General features: G+C 66.3%; 13 protein-coding genes, 1 pseudogene and 1 riboswitch. Of the genes and pseudogenes, 5 read left to right on the top strand and 9 right to left on the bottom strand.

The window, feature by feature from the left end; genetic code table 11:
• Window positions 1-10: 10 nt before the first annotated feature.
• The 8 genes from glyQ to FAZ97_RS11820 form a co-directional block, all read right to left on the bottom strand.
• Window positions 11-1,018, bottom strand: coding sequence for a glycine--tRNA ligase subunit alpha (gene glyQ / locus FAZ97_RS11855; protein WP_158758600.1), 1,008 nt, complete (start codon window positions 1,016-1,018; stop codon window positions 11-13).
• 238 nt (window positions 1,019-1,256) lie between these two features.
• Window positions 1,257-2,948 (bottom strand): apolipoprotein N-acyltransferase, encoded by a 1,692-nt coding sequence (gene lnt / locus FAZ97_RS11850; protein ID WP_158758599.1) that lies wholly within the window; start codon window positions 2,946-2,948, stop codon window positions 1,257-1,259.
• A gap of 198 nt (window positions 2,949-3,146) precedes the next feature.
• Window positions 3,147-4,040 carry an HlyC/CorC family transporter gene (locus tag FAZ97_RS11845; RefSeq protein WP_158758598.1) on the bottom strand — a complete coding sequence of 298 codons (894 nt, stop codon included), beginning with the start codon at window positions 4,038-4,040 and terminating at the stop codon, window positions 3,147-3,149.
• A 192-nt stretch (window positions 4,041-4,232) separates the two neighbouring features.
• A complete protein-coding gene (locus tag FAZ97_RS11840) occupies window positions 4,233-4,922 on the bottom strand; it encodes a gamma-glutamylcyclotransferase (RefSeq protein ID WP_158758597.1) in 690 nt (229 codons plus the stop codon).
• Window positions 4,923-4,931: 9 nt separating this feature from the next.
• Window positions 4,932-5,393 carry an rRNA maturation RNase YbeY gene (gene ybeY, locus FAZ97_RS11835; RefSeq protein WP_110384371.1) on the bottom strand — a complete coding sequence of 154 codons (462 nt, stop codon included), beginning with the start codon at window positions 5,391-5,393 and terminating at the stop codon, window positions 4,932-4,934.
• Window positions 5,394-5,428: 35 nt separating this feature from the next.
• Window positions 5,429-6,562: a PhoH family protein gene (locus FAZ97_RS11830; protein WP_158758596.1), complete on the bottom strand. Its 1,134-nt coding sequence runs from the start codon at window positions 6,560-6,562 to the stop codon at window positions 5,429-5,431.
• Window positions 6,563-6,618: 56 nt separating this feature from the next.
• A complete protein-coding gene (gene miaB / locus FAZ97_RS11825) occupies window positions 6,619-7,992 on the bottom strand; it encodes a tRNA (N6-isopentenyl adenosine(37)-C2)-methylthiotransferase MiaB (protein ID WP_158758595.1) in 1,374 nt (457 codons plus the stop codon).
• 270 nt (window positions 7,993-8,262) lie between these two features.
• Entirely contained in the window at window positions 8,263-9,234 is a 972-nt protein-coding gene (locus FAZ97_RS11820; RefSeq protein WP_158758594.1) for a LysR family transcriptional regulator, read from the bottom strand.
• Between the two features lie 115 nt (window positions 9,235-9,349).
• On the opposite strand from FAZ97_RS11820, the gene FAZ97_RS11815 reads away from it, so the two are divergent.
• From FAZ97_RS11815 to ribB, 4 genes and pseudogenes are all read left to right on the top strand, one after another.
• Window positions 9,350-9,775 (top strand): VOC family protein, encoded by a 426-nt coding sequence (locus tag FAZ97_RS11815; protein ID WP_158758593.1) that lies wholly within the window; start codon window positions 9,350-9,352, stop codon window positions 9,773-9,775.
• A gap of 47 nt (window positions 9,776-9,822) precedes the next feature.
• Window positions 9,823-11,010: an MFS transporter gene (locus tag FAZ97_RS11810; protein WP_158758592.1), complete on the top strand. Its 1,188-nt coding sequence runs from the start codon at window positions 9,823-9,825 to the stop codon at window positions 11,008-11,010.
• 177 nt (window positions 11,011-11,187) lie between these two features.
• A pseudogene (locus FAZ97_RS11805) lies at window positions 11,188-11,847 on the top strand (helix-turn-helix domain-containing protein); the annotation flags it as partial.
• A 257-nt stretch (window positions 11,848-12,104) separates the two neighbouring features.
• A riboswitch (FMN riboswitch) is annotated at window positions 12,105-12,278 on the top strand.
• A 165-nt stretch (window positions 12,279-12,443) separates the two neighbouring features.
• Window positions 12,444-13,172 (top strand): 3,4-dihydroxy-2-butanone-4-phosphate synthase, encoded by a 729-nt coding sequence (ribB, locus tag FAZ97_RS11800; RefSeq protein ID WP_158758590.1) that lies wholly within the window; start codon window positions 12,444-12,446, stop codon window positions 13,170-13,172.
• A gap of 101 nt (window positions 13,173-13,273) precedes the next feature.
• Here the strand turns inward: ribB and FAZ97_RS11795 are convergent, their stop codons facing one another.
• Window positions 13,274-13,960 (bottom strand): HAD family hydrolase, encoded by a 687-nt coding sequence (locus FAZ97_RS11795; RefSeq protein ID WP_158758589.1) that lies wholly within the window; start codon window positions 13,958-13,960, stop codon window positions 13,274-13,276.
• Window positions 13,961-14,159: 199 nt separating this feature from the next.
• Between FAZ97_RS11795 and FAZ97_RS11790 the strand changes: the two genes are divergently transcribed.
• The gene (locus tag FAZ97_RS11790) at window positions 14,160-14,537 is read left to right on the top strand and encodes a hypothetical protein (protein ID WP_199272054.1); all 378 of its coding nucleotides are present in this window, start codon (window positions 14,160-14,162) and stop codon (window positions 14,535-14,537) included.
• Window positions 14,538-14,760: the final 223 nt, after the last annotated feature.

The raw sequence follows: 14,760 nt of genomic DNA, 5'->3' as shown, positions 1-14,760 counted from the left end.
GGAGATCCGGTCATTCCTCGTCGAACTTGCGTTCGACCTTCAGCGGCGGCGCCCAGGCGGGCATCGCGGCGTCCTGTTCGTCGGTGGTGAGGCCGGGCACACCGTGCACGGGGTTGCCGAGCATCGGGAAGCCGAGCTTCTCGCGCGACTCGTAGTACGACTGCGCCACGCTGCGCGAAAGCGCGCGAATGCGGCCGATGTACGCTGCACGCTCCGTCACGGAGATCGCGCCGCGCGCGTCGAGCAGGTTGAACGTGTGGCCGGCCTTGAGCACGAGTTCGTACGCGGGCAGCGCGAGCTGCAGATCGATCATGCGCTTCGCTTCGCTTTCGTACGCGTTGAAGAACGTGAACAGCAGGTCGACGTTCGCGTGCTCGAAGTTGTAGGTCGATTGCTCGACTTCGTTCTGGTGATAGACGTCGCCATAGGTGAGGCGGCGCAGTTCCGGGCCGTTCGGGCCTTGCTCTTCCCACTCGGTCCAGACGAGGTCGTAGACGTTCTCGACCTTCTGCAGATACATGGCGAGACGCTCGAGACCGTAGGTGATTTCGCCGAGCACCGGCTTGCAGTCGATGCCGCCCACCTGCTGGAAGTAGGTGAACTGCGTGACTTCCATGCCGTTGAGCCACACTTCCCAGCCAAGGCCCCAGGCGCCGAGCGTGGGATTCTCCCAGTCGTCTTCGACGAAGCGCACGTCGTTTTGCTTGAGGTCGAAGCCGAGCGCCTCGAGCGAGCCGAGGTACAGGTCGAGAATGTTCTCCGGCGCGGGCTTGAGCACCACCTGGTACTGGTAGTAGTGCTGCAGGCGGTTCGGGTTCTCGCCGTAGCGGCCGTCCTTCGGGCGGCGCGAGGGCTGCACGTAGGCCGCGCGCCACGGCTCGGGGCCGATCGCGCGCAGGAAGGTGTGGACGTGCGAGGTGCCGGCGCCGACTTCCATGTCGATCGGCTGGAGCAGTGCGCAGCCCTGCTTGTCCCAGTAAGACTGGAGCGTCAGGATGATTTGCTGAAACGTGAGCATGTGTGCCTGCAGTGTCTTTCGGGCTTTCGGGAGCGGAATGCGGCGGACCGCCTAAGCGAGCGCGCCAGCGGGGCGGCGATTCTCCGCCTTGCCCCTTCTCCTTGCGTGGCCCGGGCCGGGAGGCGGCCAGGTGCTAAAACGTTGAATTTTACCGGATTGCCGGAGCGTTGAGACCTGGACGGGGTTCCGGCGTCCGGCAGCGGTGTGGCCAGGTCGTCGGCGCGACGTTGCGCGCGCCTTATTTCCCGTTCGCCGGCTTGCGTGCCTTCGCGCCCTTGAAGGCCGGTCCGAACGCAAAGCCGAGCGCCAGCAGCAGCAACGAAATGGCGATCACGGTGTTGTTGCCGCTCGTCACGTAGGGCGTGAAACCGCTCGTGCCTTCCACCTTCACGTCGAGCGAGCCCACCGTGAACGTAGGCAAACGGGCGATCACGCGGCCTTTCGCGTCGATGGCTGCGGTCGCGCCCGTGTTGGTCGCGCGCAGCATCGGACGGCCGGTTTCGAGCGAGCGCATGCGTGCGATCTGCAGATGCTGGTCGAGTGCGATGGTGTCGCCGAACCACGCGAGGTTCGTCGAGTTGATGAGGATGCCAGGCGAGGTGGGGCTCTCGCGCACGGTGCGCGCGATCTCCTCGCCGAAGATGTCCTCGTAGCAGATGTTCACGGCCACGAGTTCGCCGTGCACGCGGAAGGGCGGCTGCACGGGCGCGCCGCGCGCAAAGTCGCCGAGCGGGATGTTCATGAGATTGACGAACCAGCGGAAGCCCCAGGGTACGAACTCGCCGAAGGGCACGAGGTGGTGCTTGTCGTAGCGATAGAGGCCGTTCTGGCCTGGCGTGATGCCGAACAGACTGTTGGTGTAGTCGGTCACGCGTCCGTCGGGCGTGATCGTGCCGCCCACTGCGCCGAACAGGATGGCCGTGTTCGTGCCGTCGGCGAAGGCGCGGATATCGCGGCCGAACTTCTGGGGAATCTCCTGCACGAGCACCGGCACGGCGGTTTCGGGCGTGACGACGAGATCGGCGGGCTTTTCGGTGATGAGCTTCTGGAACTCGTTGAGCGCGTCGGTGAAGCCGGCTTCGGAGAACTTCATGTCCTGCTTGACGTTGCCTTGCAGCAGCCGCACGTTGAGCGGCGTGCCGGAGGGTTGTGTCCACGAGACGAGCGAGAGCAGCATGCCGGCCGCGATCACGGCTGCAGCGAGCAACGCGGGCGTTGCGACCGCACTTCGCGAGGGCGCTGCGGTGGCTTGGCGATTCCCGTCGCGCACGCGCAAAACCGCCTGCGCGATGAGTGCTGCGACGAGCGCGAGCACCCAGCCCACGCCATACACGCCGACGATCGGCGCGAAACCGGCAAGCGGGCCGTCCACCTGCGCGTAGCCGCTCGCAAGCCACGGAAAGCCGGTGAAGACATAGCCGCGCGCCCATTCGCCGAGCGCCCACGCGCTTGCGAACGCGAACGCGCCGTGCCATGTCGGCGAAAACGGCAACTCGCCGCTGCGTCCATTTTTCGCATGTCCCGCGCAGAACGACCAGATGAGCGCGGCGAGCGCCGGATACATGCCGAGATAGAGCGAGAACAGCACGAGCGCCGCGCCCGCGAGCACCGCAGGCATGCCGCCATAGAAGTGCATGCTCACGTAGAGCCACCACACGCCGCTCACGAAGTTGCCGAAGCCGAATGCCCAGCCGGTGAAGAGTGCGCTCTTCCAGCCGGTCGTGCGCGTGAGCCAGAAGTAGAACAGCGCGAAGATCGCAATGGCGAGCCAGCCGCCGTGCGGCGTGGGCGCGAACGACAGCGTGTTGAGCGCGCCCAGCGCGGCGGCGGCGAGATAGTGCCAGAACGGCAGCGCGCGGCGCGCGGCGCCGTTGGTGGTTTCGCTCGCGCGCGCCTCGGTGCGCGTGCGGGTATCGATCGGTTCGGCCATGCGGTGCTGTGGAATGCGATGAAATGCGCGATAAAACGCGCGAGCGCGGATTGCGCGACGAGCGCAACGATAGCACTTTCGTGCGTCGTTCCCGGGATGCTCTCCTGGGGACGGATCGGGGCTTTGGCGCGCCTGAAGCAAAAACGCCAGCCTGGAGGCTGGCGTCGTCTGCGCATAACGAAACGCGCTCGCGTGAGCTCAGGTGCCCGGCGGCTGCAGCGCGGCTTCGCGCTGTCCTGCCAACGGGTCGCGCCTCACCAGCAGCATATGCACCTGACGCGCGTCGGCGCGCAGCACCTCGAAGATCAGGTCGTCGATGCGGACCTTCTCCCCGCGATGCGGCACGTGCCCGAAGTGGTTCGTGACGAATCCGCCGATCGTATCGACTTCCTCGTCCGAATAATGGGTGCCGAACGCCTCGTTGAACTGCTCGATTTCGGTGAGCGCGCGCACGCGGAAGCGCCCGTCGGGCGAGGCGATGATGTTGCCGCTTTCCTCGTCGAAGTCGTACTCGTCCTCGATGTCGCCGACGATCTGCTCGAGCACGTCCTCGATCGTGATGAGGCCGGCCACGCCGCCGTATTCGTCCACGACGATGGCGATGTGATTGCGGTTCTGGCGAAAGTCGTGCAGCAACACGTTCAGGCGCTTGGACTCGGGGATGAACACGGCCGGGCGCAGCATGCCGCGCACGTCGAATTCCTCTTCGGCGTAGTAGCGCAGCAGGTCCTTCGCGAGCAGCACGCCAATCACGTTGTCGCGATTGCCGTCGAACACGGGGTAGCGCGAGTGCGCTTTCTCGAGCACGAACGGAATGAATTCGTCAGGACTTTCGGCGATGTTGATCGCGTCCATCTGGGCGCGCGGGATCATGATGTCGCGCGCGCACAGCTCGGACACCTGGAACACGCCTTCGATCATCGAAAGCGAATCGGCGTCGATCAGGTTGCGCGCGTGCGCGTCCTGGAGGATTTCTAGAAGCTCGCCGCGCGAGTCGGGCTCGGGCGAGATGAAGTCGGTCAGCCGCTCGAGTAGGGAGCGCTTTTCCTGCGGTTTGTCGGTCTGGCGTCGACTGGGATAGGAGTCGTTCATGGTGGTGCGCCCTTTGCCGCTTGGGGGCAGGGCGCGCTGTTGCGGAGGGTTAAGGATACAACATGCCTGTGGCGCGACCGTGTATTGGCACACACGGCACGCGCACGACATACACTGGCAGATCAATCCTATCGCAGAAGCGGCGTGGCCGCCCGGCGGAAGAAAAAGGCCAGGGCCGCCGTTACACGAGGCTTACGCGCAGCGCGCGAGCAGCCGCTCCAGCGCGCGGTCGCGCATGCCGCTCTCGCGCAGCGCGTCCACGGTGCGGCGCACGTAATCGAGCGTCGTGCCGTAGCGGCCCGACGCGCAGCCGAACACGGTGCGCACCGTCGTTTCGGAAAGCTTGCCGGTGTACGACGCCACGTCGCGTCTCATGACGAAGGCGAGCGCGTCGACGCGGCGGCCGTCGGCGAGTACGCAGGGCAGCCAGGCCGGGCGGTACGAGCCCATTGGCATCTCGCGGCGCCAGAGCGCTTCGAGGTGCGGCATCACGCCTTCGGCCGCAAGACGGAACGCGACGCCCGCGCACGAGCCGCCGCGGTCGAGCGCGAGCACGAGGCCCGGCTGTTCGGGCGTGCCGCGGTTCACGCGCGACCACAGGTAAAGCCCGCGATGGTAGCCGTGCACGCGCGAACGCACGTTCTCGGCGGTGGGCAGACCCGGGTTCCAGATCAGCGAGCCATAGCCGAAGAGCCAGATGTCGCTGGCGCCATCCCAGCCTTTCGTTTTCAGCGTGCAGTCGAGCGAGGCGCGCAGCTCGTCCTCACTCAAAAGCCGCGACTCGCCGAGCGCCGGCGGGTAGCCGGGGCAGGGCACGCTCGCATCGCCCGCCTCGGGCAGTGCGGAGGGTTCGGCGAAGTCGGGCGTGCGTTTGTCGTTCATGGCGGGGGCTTACTTGTACGGATCGGGAAAGCCTAGCGAGTTGAGCACCTCGGTCTCGATGCCTTCCATCTCTTCGGCTTCGGCCTCGTCCTCATGATCGTAACCCTGTGCGTGCAGCGCGCCGTGCACGAGCAGGTGCGCATAGTGCGCGGCGAGCGGCTTGCCCTGCTCGGCGGCTTCCTTCTCCACCACGGGGCAGCACAGGATCAGGTCGCCCGTGACCGGATCGTCCTCGCTCTCCGCGTAGGCGAAGGTGAGCACGTTGGTCGCGTAGTCCTTGCCGCGATACGTGCGGTTGAGCGTGCGGCCTTCCTCGGCGTCGACGAAGCGCACGGCCAGCTCCGCGTCCGCGAAGAGCGCGGCCTTGAGCCACGCCGCCACGGTGGCGCGTGGCAGCGCGGCCTTGTGCTCGGGGAACGCCTTCGCGGCGGGGAACTGCACAGTCAGTTTGAGTTTCGGTGCGCGGGGCATGGGGCTAAAGCAGTGATACGACGCAGGCGGCGGCGTTAGCGCGCGTCGCCCGCGCCTTCGTCCTTTTTCGAATGCGCGTCATAAGCCTCGACGATACGCGCGACGAGCGGATGGCGCACGACGTCCGCACTCGTGAAGTGCGTGACGGCGATGCCGCGCACGTCCTTCAGCACATGCTGCGCTTCGATCAGGCCGCTCTTGTGGCCGCGCGGCAAGTCGATCTGCGTGGTGTCGCCGGTCACGACCGCCTTCGAGCCGAAGCCGATACGCGTGAGGAACATCTTCATCTGCTCGGGCGTGGTGTTCTGCGCCTCGTCGAGAATGATGAACGCGTGATTGAGCGTGCGCCCGCGCATGTAGGCGAGCGGCGCGATTTCGATCATCTGGCGCTCGAACATCTTCGCGGTCTTGTCGAAGCCGAGCAGATCGTAAAGCGCGTCGTACAGCGGGCGCAGATACGGATCGACCTTCTGCGACAGATCGCCCGGCAGGAAGCCGAGGCGCTCGCCCGCTTCCACGGCCGGACGCGTGAGCACGATGCGCTTGACCTGATCGCGCTCCAGCGCGTCCACGGCGCAGGCCACGGCGAGATAGGTCTTGCCGGTGCCCGCGGGCCCGATGCCGAACGTCACGTCGTGCGAGATGATCTGCTTGAGGTATTCGCGCTGCGCGGGCGTGCGGCCCCGCAGGTCGGCGCGGCGCGTGTAGAGCTTCGGGCCCAGCTCTTCGACATCGACGCCTTCGCGCGCGGGTTCGTCGAACGGATGATCGGGGTCGCCACGAAAACGCGGATCGATCTCGCTGGCGTCGTTACCACCGCCGTTGACGCCACCCGCATGGCCGCGCATGCCGCCGTTGCCGTTGCCGCGCGGGTCGTTCGCCGAATTGCCGCCGAAGTTCGCGGGATGACGAGCTTCGACGAGCGCGAGCTGAATGTCGTCGACGGAAAGCGGATCGCGCGCCTTGTTGTAGAAGTTCTCGAGCGCCGCGAGCGCCAGTTTGGCGCCGCGCCCGCGAATGCTGATGCGATGGCCGCGCCGCGCGAGCGTGACGTCGAGCGCTTGCTCGATCTGCCGCAGGTTTTCGTCGAGCGGGCCGCAGAGGTTGGCGAGCCGCGCGTTGTCGTCGCGCGGCGCGGTGAATTCCAGATGCTGCTGATTGGGCTTCAAGGTGTCTCTGAACTCCTGAATTCCTGGCTGGTTGCGTCGAGCCGATTAATGCACGATTAATGCGCGAGCGTCGAGGCGTCTTCGTGCGCGAGCACGAGTTCGCCGCGCAGCGAGTGCGGGTACGCGTGGTTGATCTTCACGTCGATCATCTGGCCGATCAGGCGCGCGTGCGAAGCGAGCGGCGCCGGGAAGTTCACCACACGGTTGTTCTGCGTGCGGCCCGACAGTTCGCTCGGGTCCTTGCGCGAAGGGCCTTCCACGAGAATGCGTTCGACCTTGCCGACCATCGACTGGCTGATGCGCGCGACGTTCTCTTCGATCGTGGCCTGCAGATGCTGCAGGCGCTTGAGCTTCACTTCGCGCGGCGTGTCGTCTTCGAGATTCGCGGCGGGCGTGCCCGGGCGCGGGCTGTAGATGAACGAGAAGCTCGTGTCGTAGCTCATCTCTTCGACGAGCGCCATCATCTTCTGGAAGTCCTCTTCGGTCTCGCCGGGGAAGCCGACGATGAAGTCCGTGGAGAGCGACAGGTCCGGGCGGATCGCGCGCAGCTTGCGGATGATCGATTTGTACTCGAGCACCGTGTAGCCGCGCTTCATCGCCATGAGCACGCGGTCCGAACCGTGCTGCACGGGCAAGTGAAGATGGCTCACGAGCTTGGGCACCTTCGCGTAGGTGTCGATCAGGCGCTGCGTGAATTCCTTCGGGTGCGAAGTCGTATAGCGGATGCGCTCGATGCCGGGGATGTCCGCGACGTATTCGATGAGCGTGGCGAAGTCGGCGACGTCCTGCGCACCGTTGGTCAGCGCACCGCGGTAGGCGTTCACGTTCTGGCCGAGCAGCGTGACTTCACGCACGCCCTGGTCGGCGAGGCCGGCGATTTCGGTGAGCACGTCGTCGAGCGGTCGCGAAACTTCTTCGCCGCGCGTGTAGGGCACGACGCAGTAGCTGCAGTACTTGCTGCAGCCTTCCATGATCGAGACGAACGCGCTCGGCCCTTCCACGCGCGCGGGCGGCAGATGGTCGAACTTCTCGATTTCGGGGAAGCTGATGTCCACCTGCGCGCGGCCCGAGGCGCGGCGCGCGTCGATCATCTGCGGCAGGCGGTGCAGCGTTTGCGGGCCGAACACGAGATCCACGTACGGCGCGCGCGCGACGATGGCCGCGCCTTCCTGGCTCGCCACGCAGCCGCCCACGCCGATCAGCAGGTTCGGGTTCGCTTCCTTCAGCTCGCGCACGCGGCCGAGGTCGGAGAAGACCTTCTCCTGCGCCTTTTCGCGCACCGAGCAGGTGTTGAAGAGAATGACGTCCGCGTCTTCGGGGGTGTCGGTCTTCACGAGGCCTTCGGCGGCGCCGAGTACGTCGACCATCTTGTCGGAGTCGTACTCGTTCATCTGGCAGCCAAAGGTCTTTACATAAACTTTCTTGGTCATCGGGTTTCGCCGTTCGCAGTGGTTGACCTGGGGGCGTCGTCCGCTTGATGCACGCGCGTGAGGCACGGTCTGCACGTCAGGACTACGGTGTTTTATGGGGGCCAAAACCGGGTGCGGGGAGACCGGCTATGAGACCGGCGCTGGCATCCTGTTTCTGGCAATGCGCGTTGTTTTGCAACCTGGGACGTTCCGCTTTGCTTTTCGCTTCATTTTGCCCACGCATTCAGTGATGCGGATGCGGCTGCGGATCGCTTTCTGCGCAATCCAGCATTATATCCGTTTGCGCCTTCGGCTTTGCGTCGCTTCGGCCGGATCCGTGCAGGGCGCGAGCGCCTCCAGTTCGCCCGAAGTCTGCGCGAACCGCTCGGTGAGGAAGTCGAGCAGCACGCGTACGCGCGGTGCGAGAAAGCGGTTGCGGTGATAGAGCGCGTGCAGCGGCGCGTCGGGGTAGCGCCACTCGGGCATCACCGTCTTGAGCCGCCCGGCGCGTAAATCATCGGCGACATCCCAGATCGACTTCACTGCCAGTCCGTAGCCGCACAGCGCCCACTGGCGCGCCACTTCGCCATCCGTGGATTCGAGCGCGCCGTCGAGCGGCACCGTGTAGGTCTGCGTTTCGTCGCCGCGCGTGAAGCGCCATTCGTTCACCGGCCCCGCCGCCGAACCGATCACGATGCAGTCGAAACGGGCCAGATCGTTCGGCTCGCGCGGTTCGCCGCAGCGCGCGAGGTAGGCGGGCGACGCGCACAGTACGCGGCGGTTCGGCGCGAGCCAGCGCGCCACGAGCGAGCTATCCTGCGGCGTGCCGAAACGAATCGCGAGATCGATGTCCTCGAGCACGAGGTTCGAGAGCGAGTCGGTCAGCATCAGTGCGAAACGCACATCGGGATACAGGGCGCGGAATTCGTCGAGCCAGGTCATCAGCAGGTTGCGGCCGAAATCCGAGGTCGCCGAAATGCGCACCTTGCCGCGCACCGCGTTCTGGCCCTCCTGCAAGGCTGCCTTGGCGTCGTCGAGCGAGCGCAGCGCGTGCTCGCTGCAGGTGAGGTAGACGCGCCCTTCGTCGGTGAGGCGCAGCTGGCGCGTGGTGCGGTCGAACAGGCGCGCATGAAGCTCCGCTTCGAGCCGCGCAAGCCGGGCGCTGGCCGCCGCGGGCGTGAGGCCGAGCTTGCGCCCCGCTGCGGAAAGGCTGCCGAGGCGGGCGGCCTCCACGAAAAGGCGTACGTCGCCGAGATTGTCCATCGCACGATTATTAGAAAGCGATTGAAAATGATTCAAATGCTACGCCAATTATCAAATTTGAGCGTAGCCGCGACAATGCGCGTGTTTTCAGGACAACCGCCTCGGCTAGCACGCCATGCAACTCGATCACGTCACCCTCGTTACGCCCGAACTCGAAAGCACCTGCCGCTTCTTTCGCGACATCGTCGGCCTCGACGACGGCCCGCGTCCGCCGTTTCGCGTGGACGGTCACTGGCTCTACGCGAACGGCCGCCCGGCCGTCCATCTGGTCGATGCGACCGTGCCGGCACGGTCGCCAGGTGGCTCGGCCGTTCTTGTGGCGCCGCGTATCGACCACGTGGCGTTTCGCGTGGCGTCCGGCGTTGAGTGGCGCGCGCTCGTCGAGCGGCTTGCCGCGCATCGCGTGCCTTACCAGTTGGCCGAGGTGCCGATGAGCGCCGAAGTGCAGCTTTTCGTTGCGCTCGCGCCGGGCGTCGTCGTCGAGTTCGTGACGTCGATGCCCGCTGGCGCGGGAGGCTCGCTGTCGCCTGATTCCTACTGATTGCCACTAAAGCCAACTTGAAACCGGGCTGATTTTCGGAGATTACGATGCCTATTCCCTTGCTCGCGCTGGCCATCAGCGCCTTTGCCATCGGCACCACCGAGTTCCTCATCATGGGCCTGTTGCCCGACGTCGCGCGCGATCTGCACGTGACGATTCCCGCCGCGGGCCTGCTCGTGACCGGCTATGCGCTCGGCGTGGCGGCCGGCGCACCGCTGCTCGCCGCGCTCACGAGCCGCATGCCGCGCAAGCTCGCGCTGCAACTGCTGATGGGCGTGTTCATCGTCGGCAACGTGATGTGCGCCGTCGCGTCGAACTACTCGCTGCTGATGGTCGCGCGCGTCGTCGCATCGTTCGCGCACGGCTCGTTCTTCGGCATAGGCGCGGTGGTGGCGGCGTCACTCGTGCCGCAGGAAAAGCGGGCGAGCGCCATCGCGCTCATGTTCACCGGGCTCACGCTCGCCACCGTGCTGGGCGTGCCGTTCGGCACGGCCATTGGTCAGCAGTTCGGCTGGCGCGTGGCGTTCTGGATCGTGAGCGGCTTTGGCGTGATTTCGCTGATCGGCGTGACCGCGCTGGTTCCCAACCATCACGACAGCGGCCCCGCAGGCCTCGGCCACGAAGTGCGCGTGCTGCGCGACCCGCAGGTGTGGCTCGCGCTCGGCATGACGGTGCTGGGCTTTGGCGGCGTGTTCGTCGTCTTCACCTACATCGCGCCGATTCTCGAGCAGGTCGGCGGCTTCTCGCCGCGCGGCGTGACGCTGATGCTCGTGCTGTTCGGCGTCGGCCTCACGCTTGGCAACACGCTCGGCGGCAAGCTCGCGGACCGCGCGCTGATGCCTTCGCTGATGGGCATTCTCGTGATGCTCGCCGTGGTCATGGCCATCTTCACGAAGACGAGCCATGCCATGTGGCCTGCCGCGATCACCGTGTTCGTGTGGGGCATCGCCGCGTTCGCGACCGTGCCGCCCTTGCAGATGCGCGTGGTCGCGAAGGCTGCGGCGGCGCCGAATCTCGCTTCGACGCTGAACATCGGCGCGTTCAACGTGGGCAATGCAATGGGCGCATGGATGGGCGGTCTCGCCATTGCGCACGGCGTGGCGCTCGATTCGCTGCCGTGGGTGGCCGCAGCCGTTTCGGTGGCTGCGCTCGTGCTCACCTGGGCTGCGGCGCGGCTCGACTCGCGTAACGCGCCGGTGCGCCATGCGCGCGTGGCGGCGCGGCAGAACACGTGAGCGCGCCGCTAAGGCAATGCGCCTTATGCGCAGGGCGCGAAAGCAATCCCGGATTCGCGCTCTGCAATGCTGATAACAGTGTGAAGATAACTTCGTTGGGCGCGGCAAATCGCGATGCTAGTCTTGCCTCCATTCATGCTCTTGCGCCGCAATGACGCGGCACGCCTGGAGGCAGCCATGCATTCACCCCTCGCGCTCGTGCGCGAATCACACCCCAATGCGCAGCCCAATATTGCGCACACCGAAGGATCTTACGAGGCGCTCGAGCACCTCGTCGGCGTGAATCTCGCCCGCCTGCGCGCCGAGCGCCAGCTTTCGCTCGATGCGCTCGCCCGCGCCTCGGGTGTCTCGCGCGCGATGCTCGCGCAGGTCGAGTCGGCGCGCAGCGTGCCGTCGATCAAGGTGCTGTGCAAGGTGGCGGCGGCGCTCAAGGTTTCGGTCTCGGCGTTCCTGCGCCGGCATGCGGTGAACGGCTTCGAGCATTTGCCCGCCGAACGCGCGTCACGCCTCGTTTCCGCCGACGGCCGTTATTCGGCACGCGCGCTCTATCCGGAAGGAGAGCCCGCCGCTGCCGAGTTTCACGAGTTGCGCCTTGCGCCGCTGCACACCGAGCCCGGCGTGCGCCGCGCGCCGGGCACGACGGTGAACCTCGTGGTGAGCGAGGGCACGCTCGAAGTGAGCGTGCATGATCGGCGCCAGCTGCTCGCCACCGGCGACGCGATTCTTTTCGACGCCGACCAGCCGCACAGCCTGCGCAACCCGGGCGACACCGAGGCGCGCGTGTTTCGCGTCACGCTCAACGCCGAGACGCCGCCGCGCTGGGACGTGCCCGCCGCGCCGGCAGGCGGCGATGAGGCGTCGGCAGTCGAAACGGTCAGGACGCTCGATGCGATCGATACAGTCAATGCGATCAATGCGGTTGGAGCCGTGGCGGTGCAGCCGGCATGAACCGCGTCGCATGTCGCATGGTGGCACGCGTGCCGATGCGGCAGCGCACAACGCCGGTTTCGAGAACATTGTCTAGTCGTGCTTTTTCGCGCTGCACGGTTTCGCAGCCTGTTGTATCCTTTGCCCGCCGGTTGATCCGGTAATCAGTGCGTCTTCAGGGCGGGGTGAAATTCCCCACCGGCGGTATGCCGGCCGCGCCGAAAGGCAAGGTCTGCGAGCCCGCGAGCGCCTGCGCGAGCTTCACGATGTGATGCGCAGGGTCAGCAGATCTGGTGCGAAGCCAGAGCCGACGGTCATAGTCCGGATGGAAGAAGATGTGCAGATGGTCATGTTTGCCCATCCGCCGCGGCGTTTGCGCCGATGTGCGTGCGTCCCCATTTTTTGAGGCGTGTCGCATGTTTGCCGAATGACGCGTGCCGGGGATTCCTGTCTGTTTGCAATGCCCTGAAACGTTTTTCGCCTAACTCTCGCGAGGAGCGTTTCACATGTCCCTTACTGCCAGTACCACTCTCGCTGCATCCCAAGGTGCGCTGCTCGACGCCGCCGCCGATCTCCCGTTCCTCGATTCCGAGCCGGTGCCGCCGCGCATTGCCGCTGCGCTGCAAGCCATGCGCGAAGGCCGCCCGGTCGTGCTGCAGGACGACCACGACCGCGAGGACGAAGCCGACCTGATCGTCGCGGCCGAGCGCCTGACGCCCGAAACGATGGCGCTTTTCATCCGCGAATGCAGCGGCATCGTGTGCTTGTGCCTCTCCGACGAGAAAGTGCGCGCGCTCGAACTGCCGCCGATGGTCGCCCACAACGAAAGCCGCAACCGCACCGCGTTCACGGTCTCGATCGAAGCGCGCGACGGCGTGAGCACGGGCGTTTCGGCCGCCGACCGCGTGACGACGATCCGCGCTGCGATTGCTCCGAACGCGAAGCCTGCCGATATCGTGCGCCCCGGTCACGTGTTCCCGCTGCGCGCGCAGCAGGGCGGCGTGCTGGCGCGCCGCGGTCACACCGAAGGCACGGTCGATCTGGCGGTGCTCGCGGGCCTCGCGCCCGCCGGCGTGCTGTGTGAGCTGATGAACCCCGATGGCACGATGGCGCGCGGCAAGCAGGTCGACGACTTCGCGAAGCTGCACAACCTGCCGATGCTCACGATTGCCGAACTGGTGGCGTTTCGCGAGTCGATCGCCGTGGCGCGCGAGCGCTGCGCCGAGCCGGCCTAAATCGCGCTGAAATAGCGAGGTGAGTGACGTGGCGCCGCCAGGCGCCGCGTCTCGTTTGCATGGCGGCGTGTGCGGTCTGCGCGCCTGCCGGGCGCGCAGCCTTACGACTGCACGTCGCCGAATTCGCCGCGCACGCCGGCCTCGACGAGCGCCGGCAGTTCTTCCATGTGCGCCATGATGCGGGTGATGCCCATCTCGCGCAGCACGTCGGTGTAGCCCGAAGGAATGTGGCTCGCGCCCACGAACGCGATCGTCTTCATGCCTGCCGCGCGCGCGGCATTCAAACCCGAAATGCTGTCCTCCACGACGATGCAACGCGCCGGCTCCACGCCGAGCTGCTTCGCCGCGTGCAGGTACACGTCCGGATAAGGCTTGGGCCGCGCGACCTGCTCGGCGCTGAAGATCCGCTCGCCGAAAATCGTGTCGAGCCCGGCGCGGCGCACCGAAGCGTGCACGCGCGTGAGCCGGCTGTTCGACACGACGGCGGCGGGCAGGCTCACCTGGCGCAAGGCGTCGCGCACGCCGTTGATCGGGCTCACCGACTCGGCGATGGCCGCTTCGCAACGATGTTCGATCGTCTCGAGAAAGTCCTCAGGCATCTTGAGGTTGAAGCGCTCGGCCACGTCGGCGAGAAAGCGCGAGGTCTGCTGGCCGAACGCCGCGTTCACGGCGGCGTGAAAATCGACGCCGGGAAAGTTGCTGCTGAGCGTTTCGAAGAGAACGCGGTCGGCAATGACTTCGCTGTCGACGAGCACGCCGTCACAGTCGCAGATGAGATGGTCGATCATGCGTGAAACGAGAGGCCGGGCAACGCGCGGCCAGGGCCGATGCGCGCGCCTGAGCCAGGCAGGCGGGAAGGTGGAAACCCCCAATCATACGTGCTTTTGCTTTTTGGACGCAGCGCACTCGCGGCACCCGGCGCGGTGCGACAATAACCGGGTCGGGATGCAGTCGTTCCAACCAGTCGAAAACGATAACGAGGCAATCATGCGTGCATATGCAATGATCGGTGCGGCCGTGCTGCTCGCGGGGTGCGTGGGCGCGCCGCCGGGCCCGGAAGGCGGGGGGCGCGCACCGTCGCTCGCCGCCTTGCAGCAGATGTGCGGCGGCCAGGCGCTCGATTTCGGCGCGTATGCGCCGGGCGTCTACGCGGCCATGTTCGATGCCTGGGTCGCCAACCGGCGCGGCAGGCTGCCCCAGGACCAGTTTTGCGGCTTCCAGGCTCAGCTCGCCAAGCAATACACCACGCTCGGCAAGAGCGGTGATGCGCAGGCGCGGGGCGAGTGGGTGAACTTCCTCAATACGCAGCGCGCGCAGGCGCTGAGCTGGCGCGCGGCGGCCGATCCCACGCTGAGAGCGGGGTAGGTGCATAGAGGCGTGACAATGCATGTGCGTCGGCGCATGCGTCGCGCGCGACACAACGCGCGCCATGCGGGAGGACGTGCGAGGGCGCAAAAAAATGGTCACGCGGGCATGAAGCGCGCGGGTCCGCGTGACCATGCACTGCAGGCGCGTACGTCTACTGCCGTGCGCCTGCATCGGGGACGTGCCCGACAAGCCGGGCTGGCGGACGATCCATGCGTCCGCG

The organism is Paraburkholderia acidiphila, assembly GCF_009789655.1.
GTDB lineage: Bacteria > Pseudomonadota > Gammaproteobacteria > Burkholderiales > Burkholderiaceae > Paraburkholderia > Paraburkholderia acidiphila.
The sequence above is the reverse complement of the archived record's forward strand: the minus strand, read 5'-3'. Positions and strand labels throughout refer to the sequence as shown.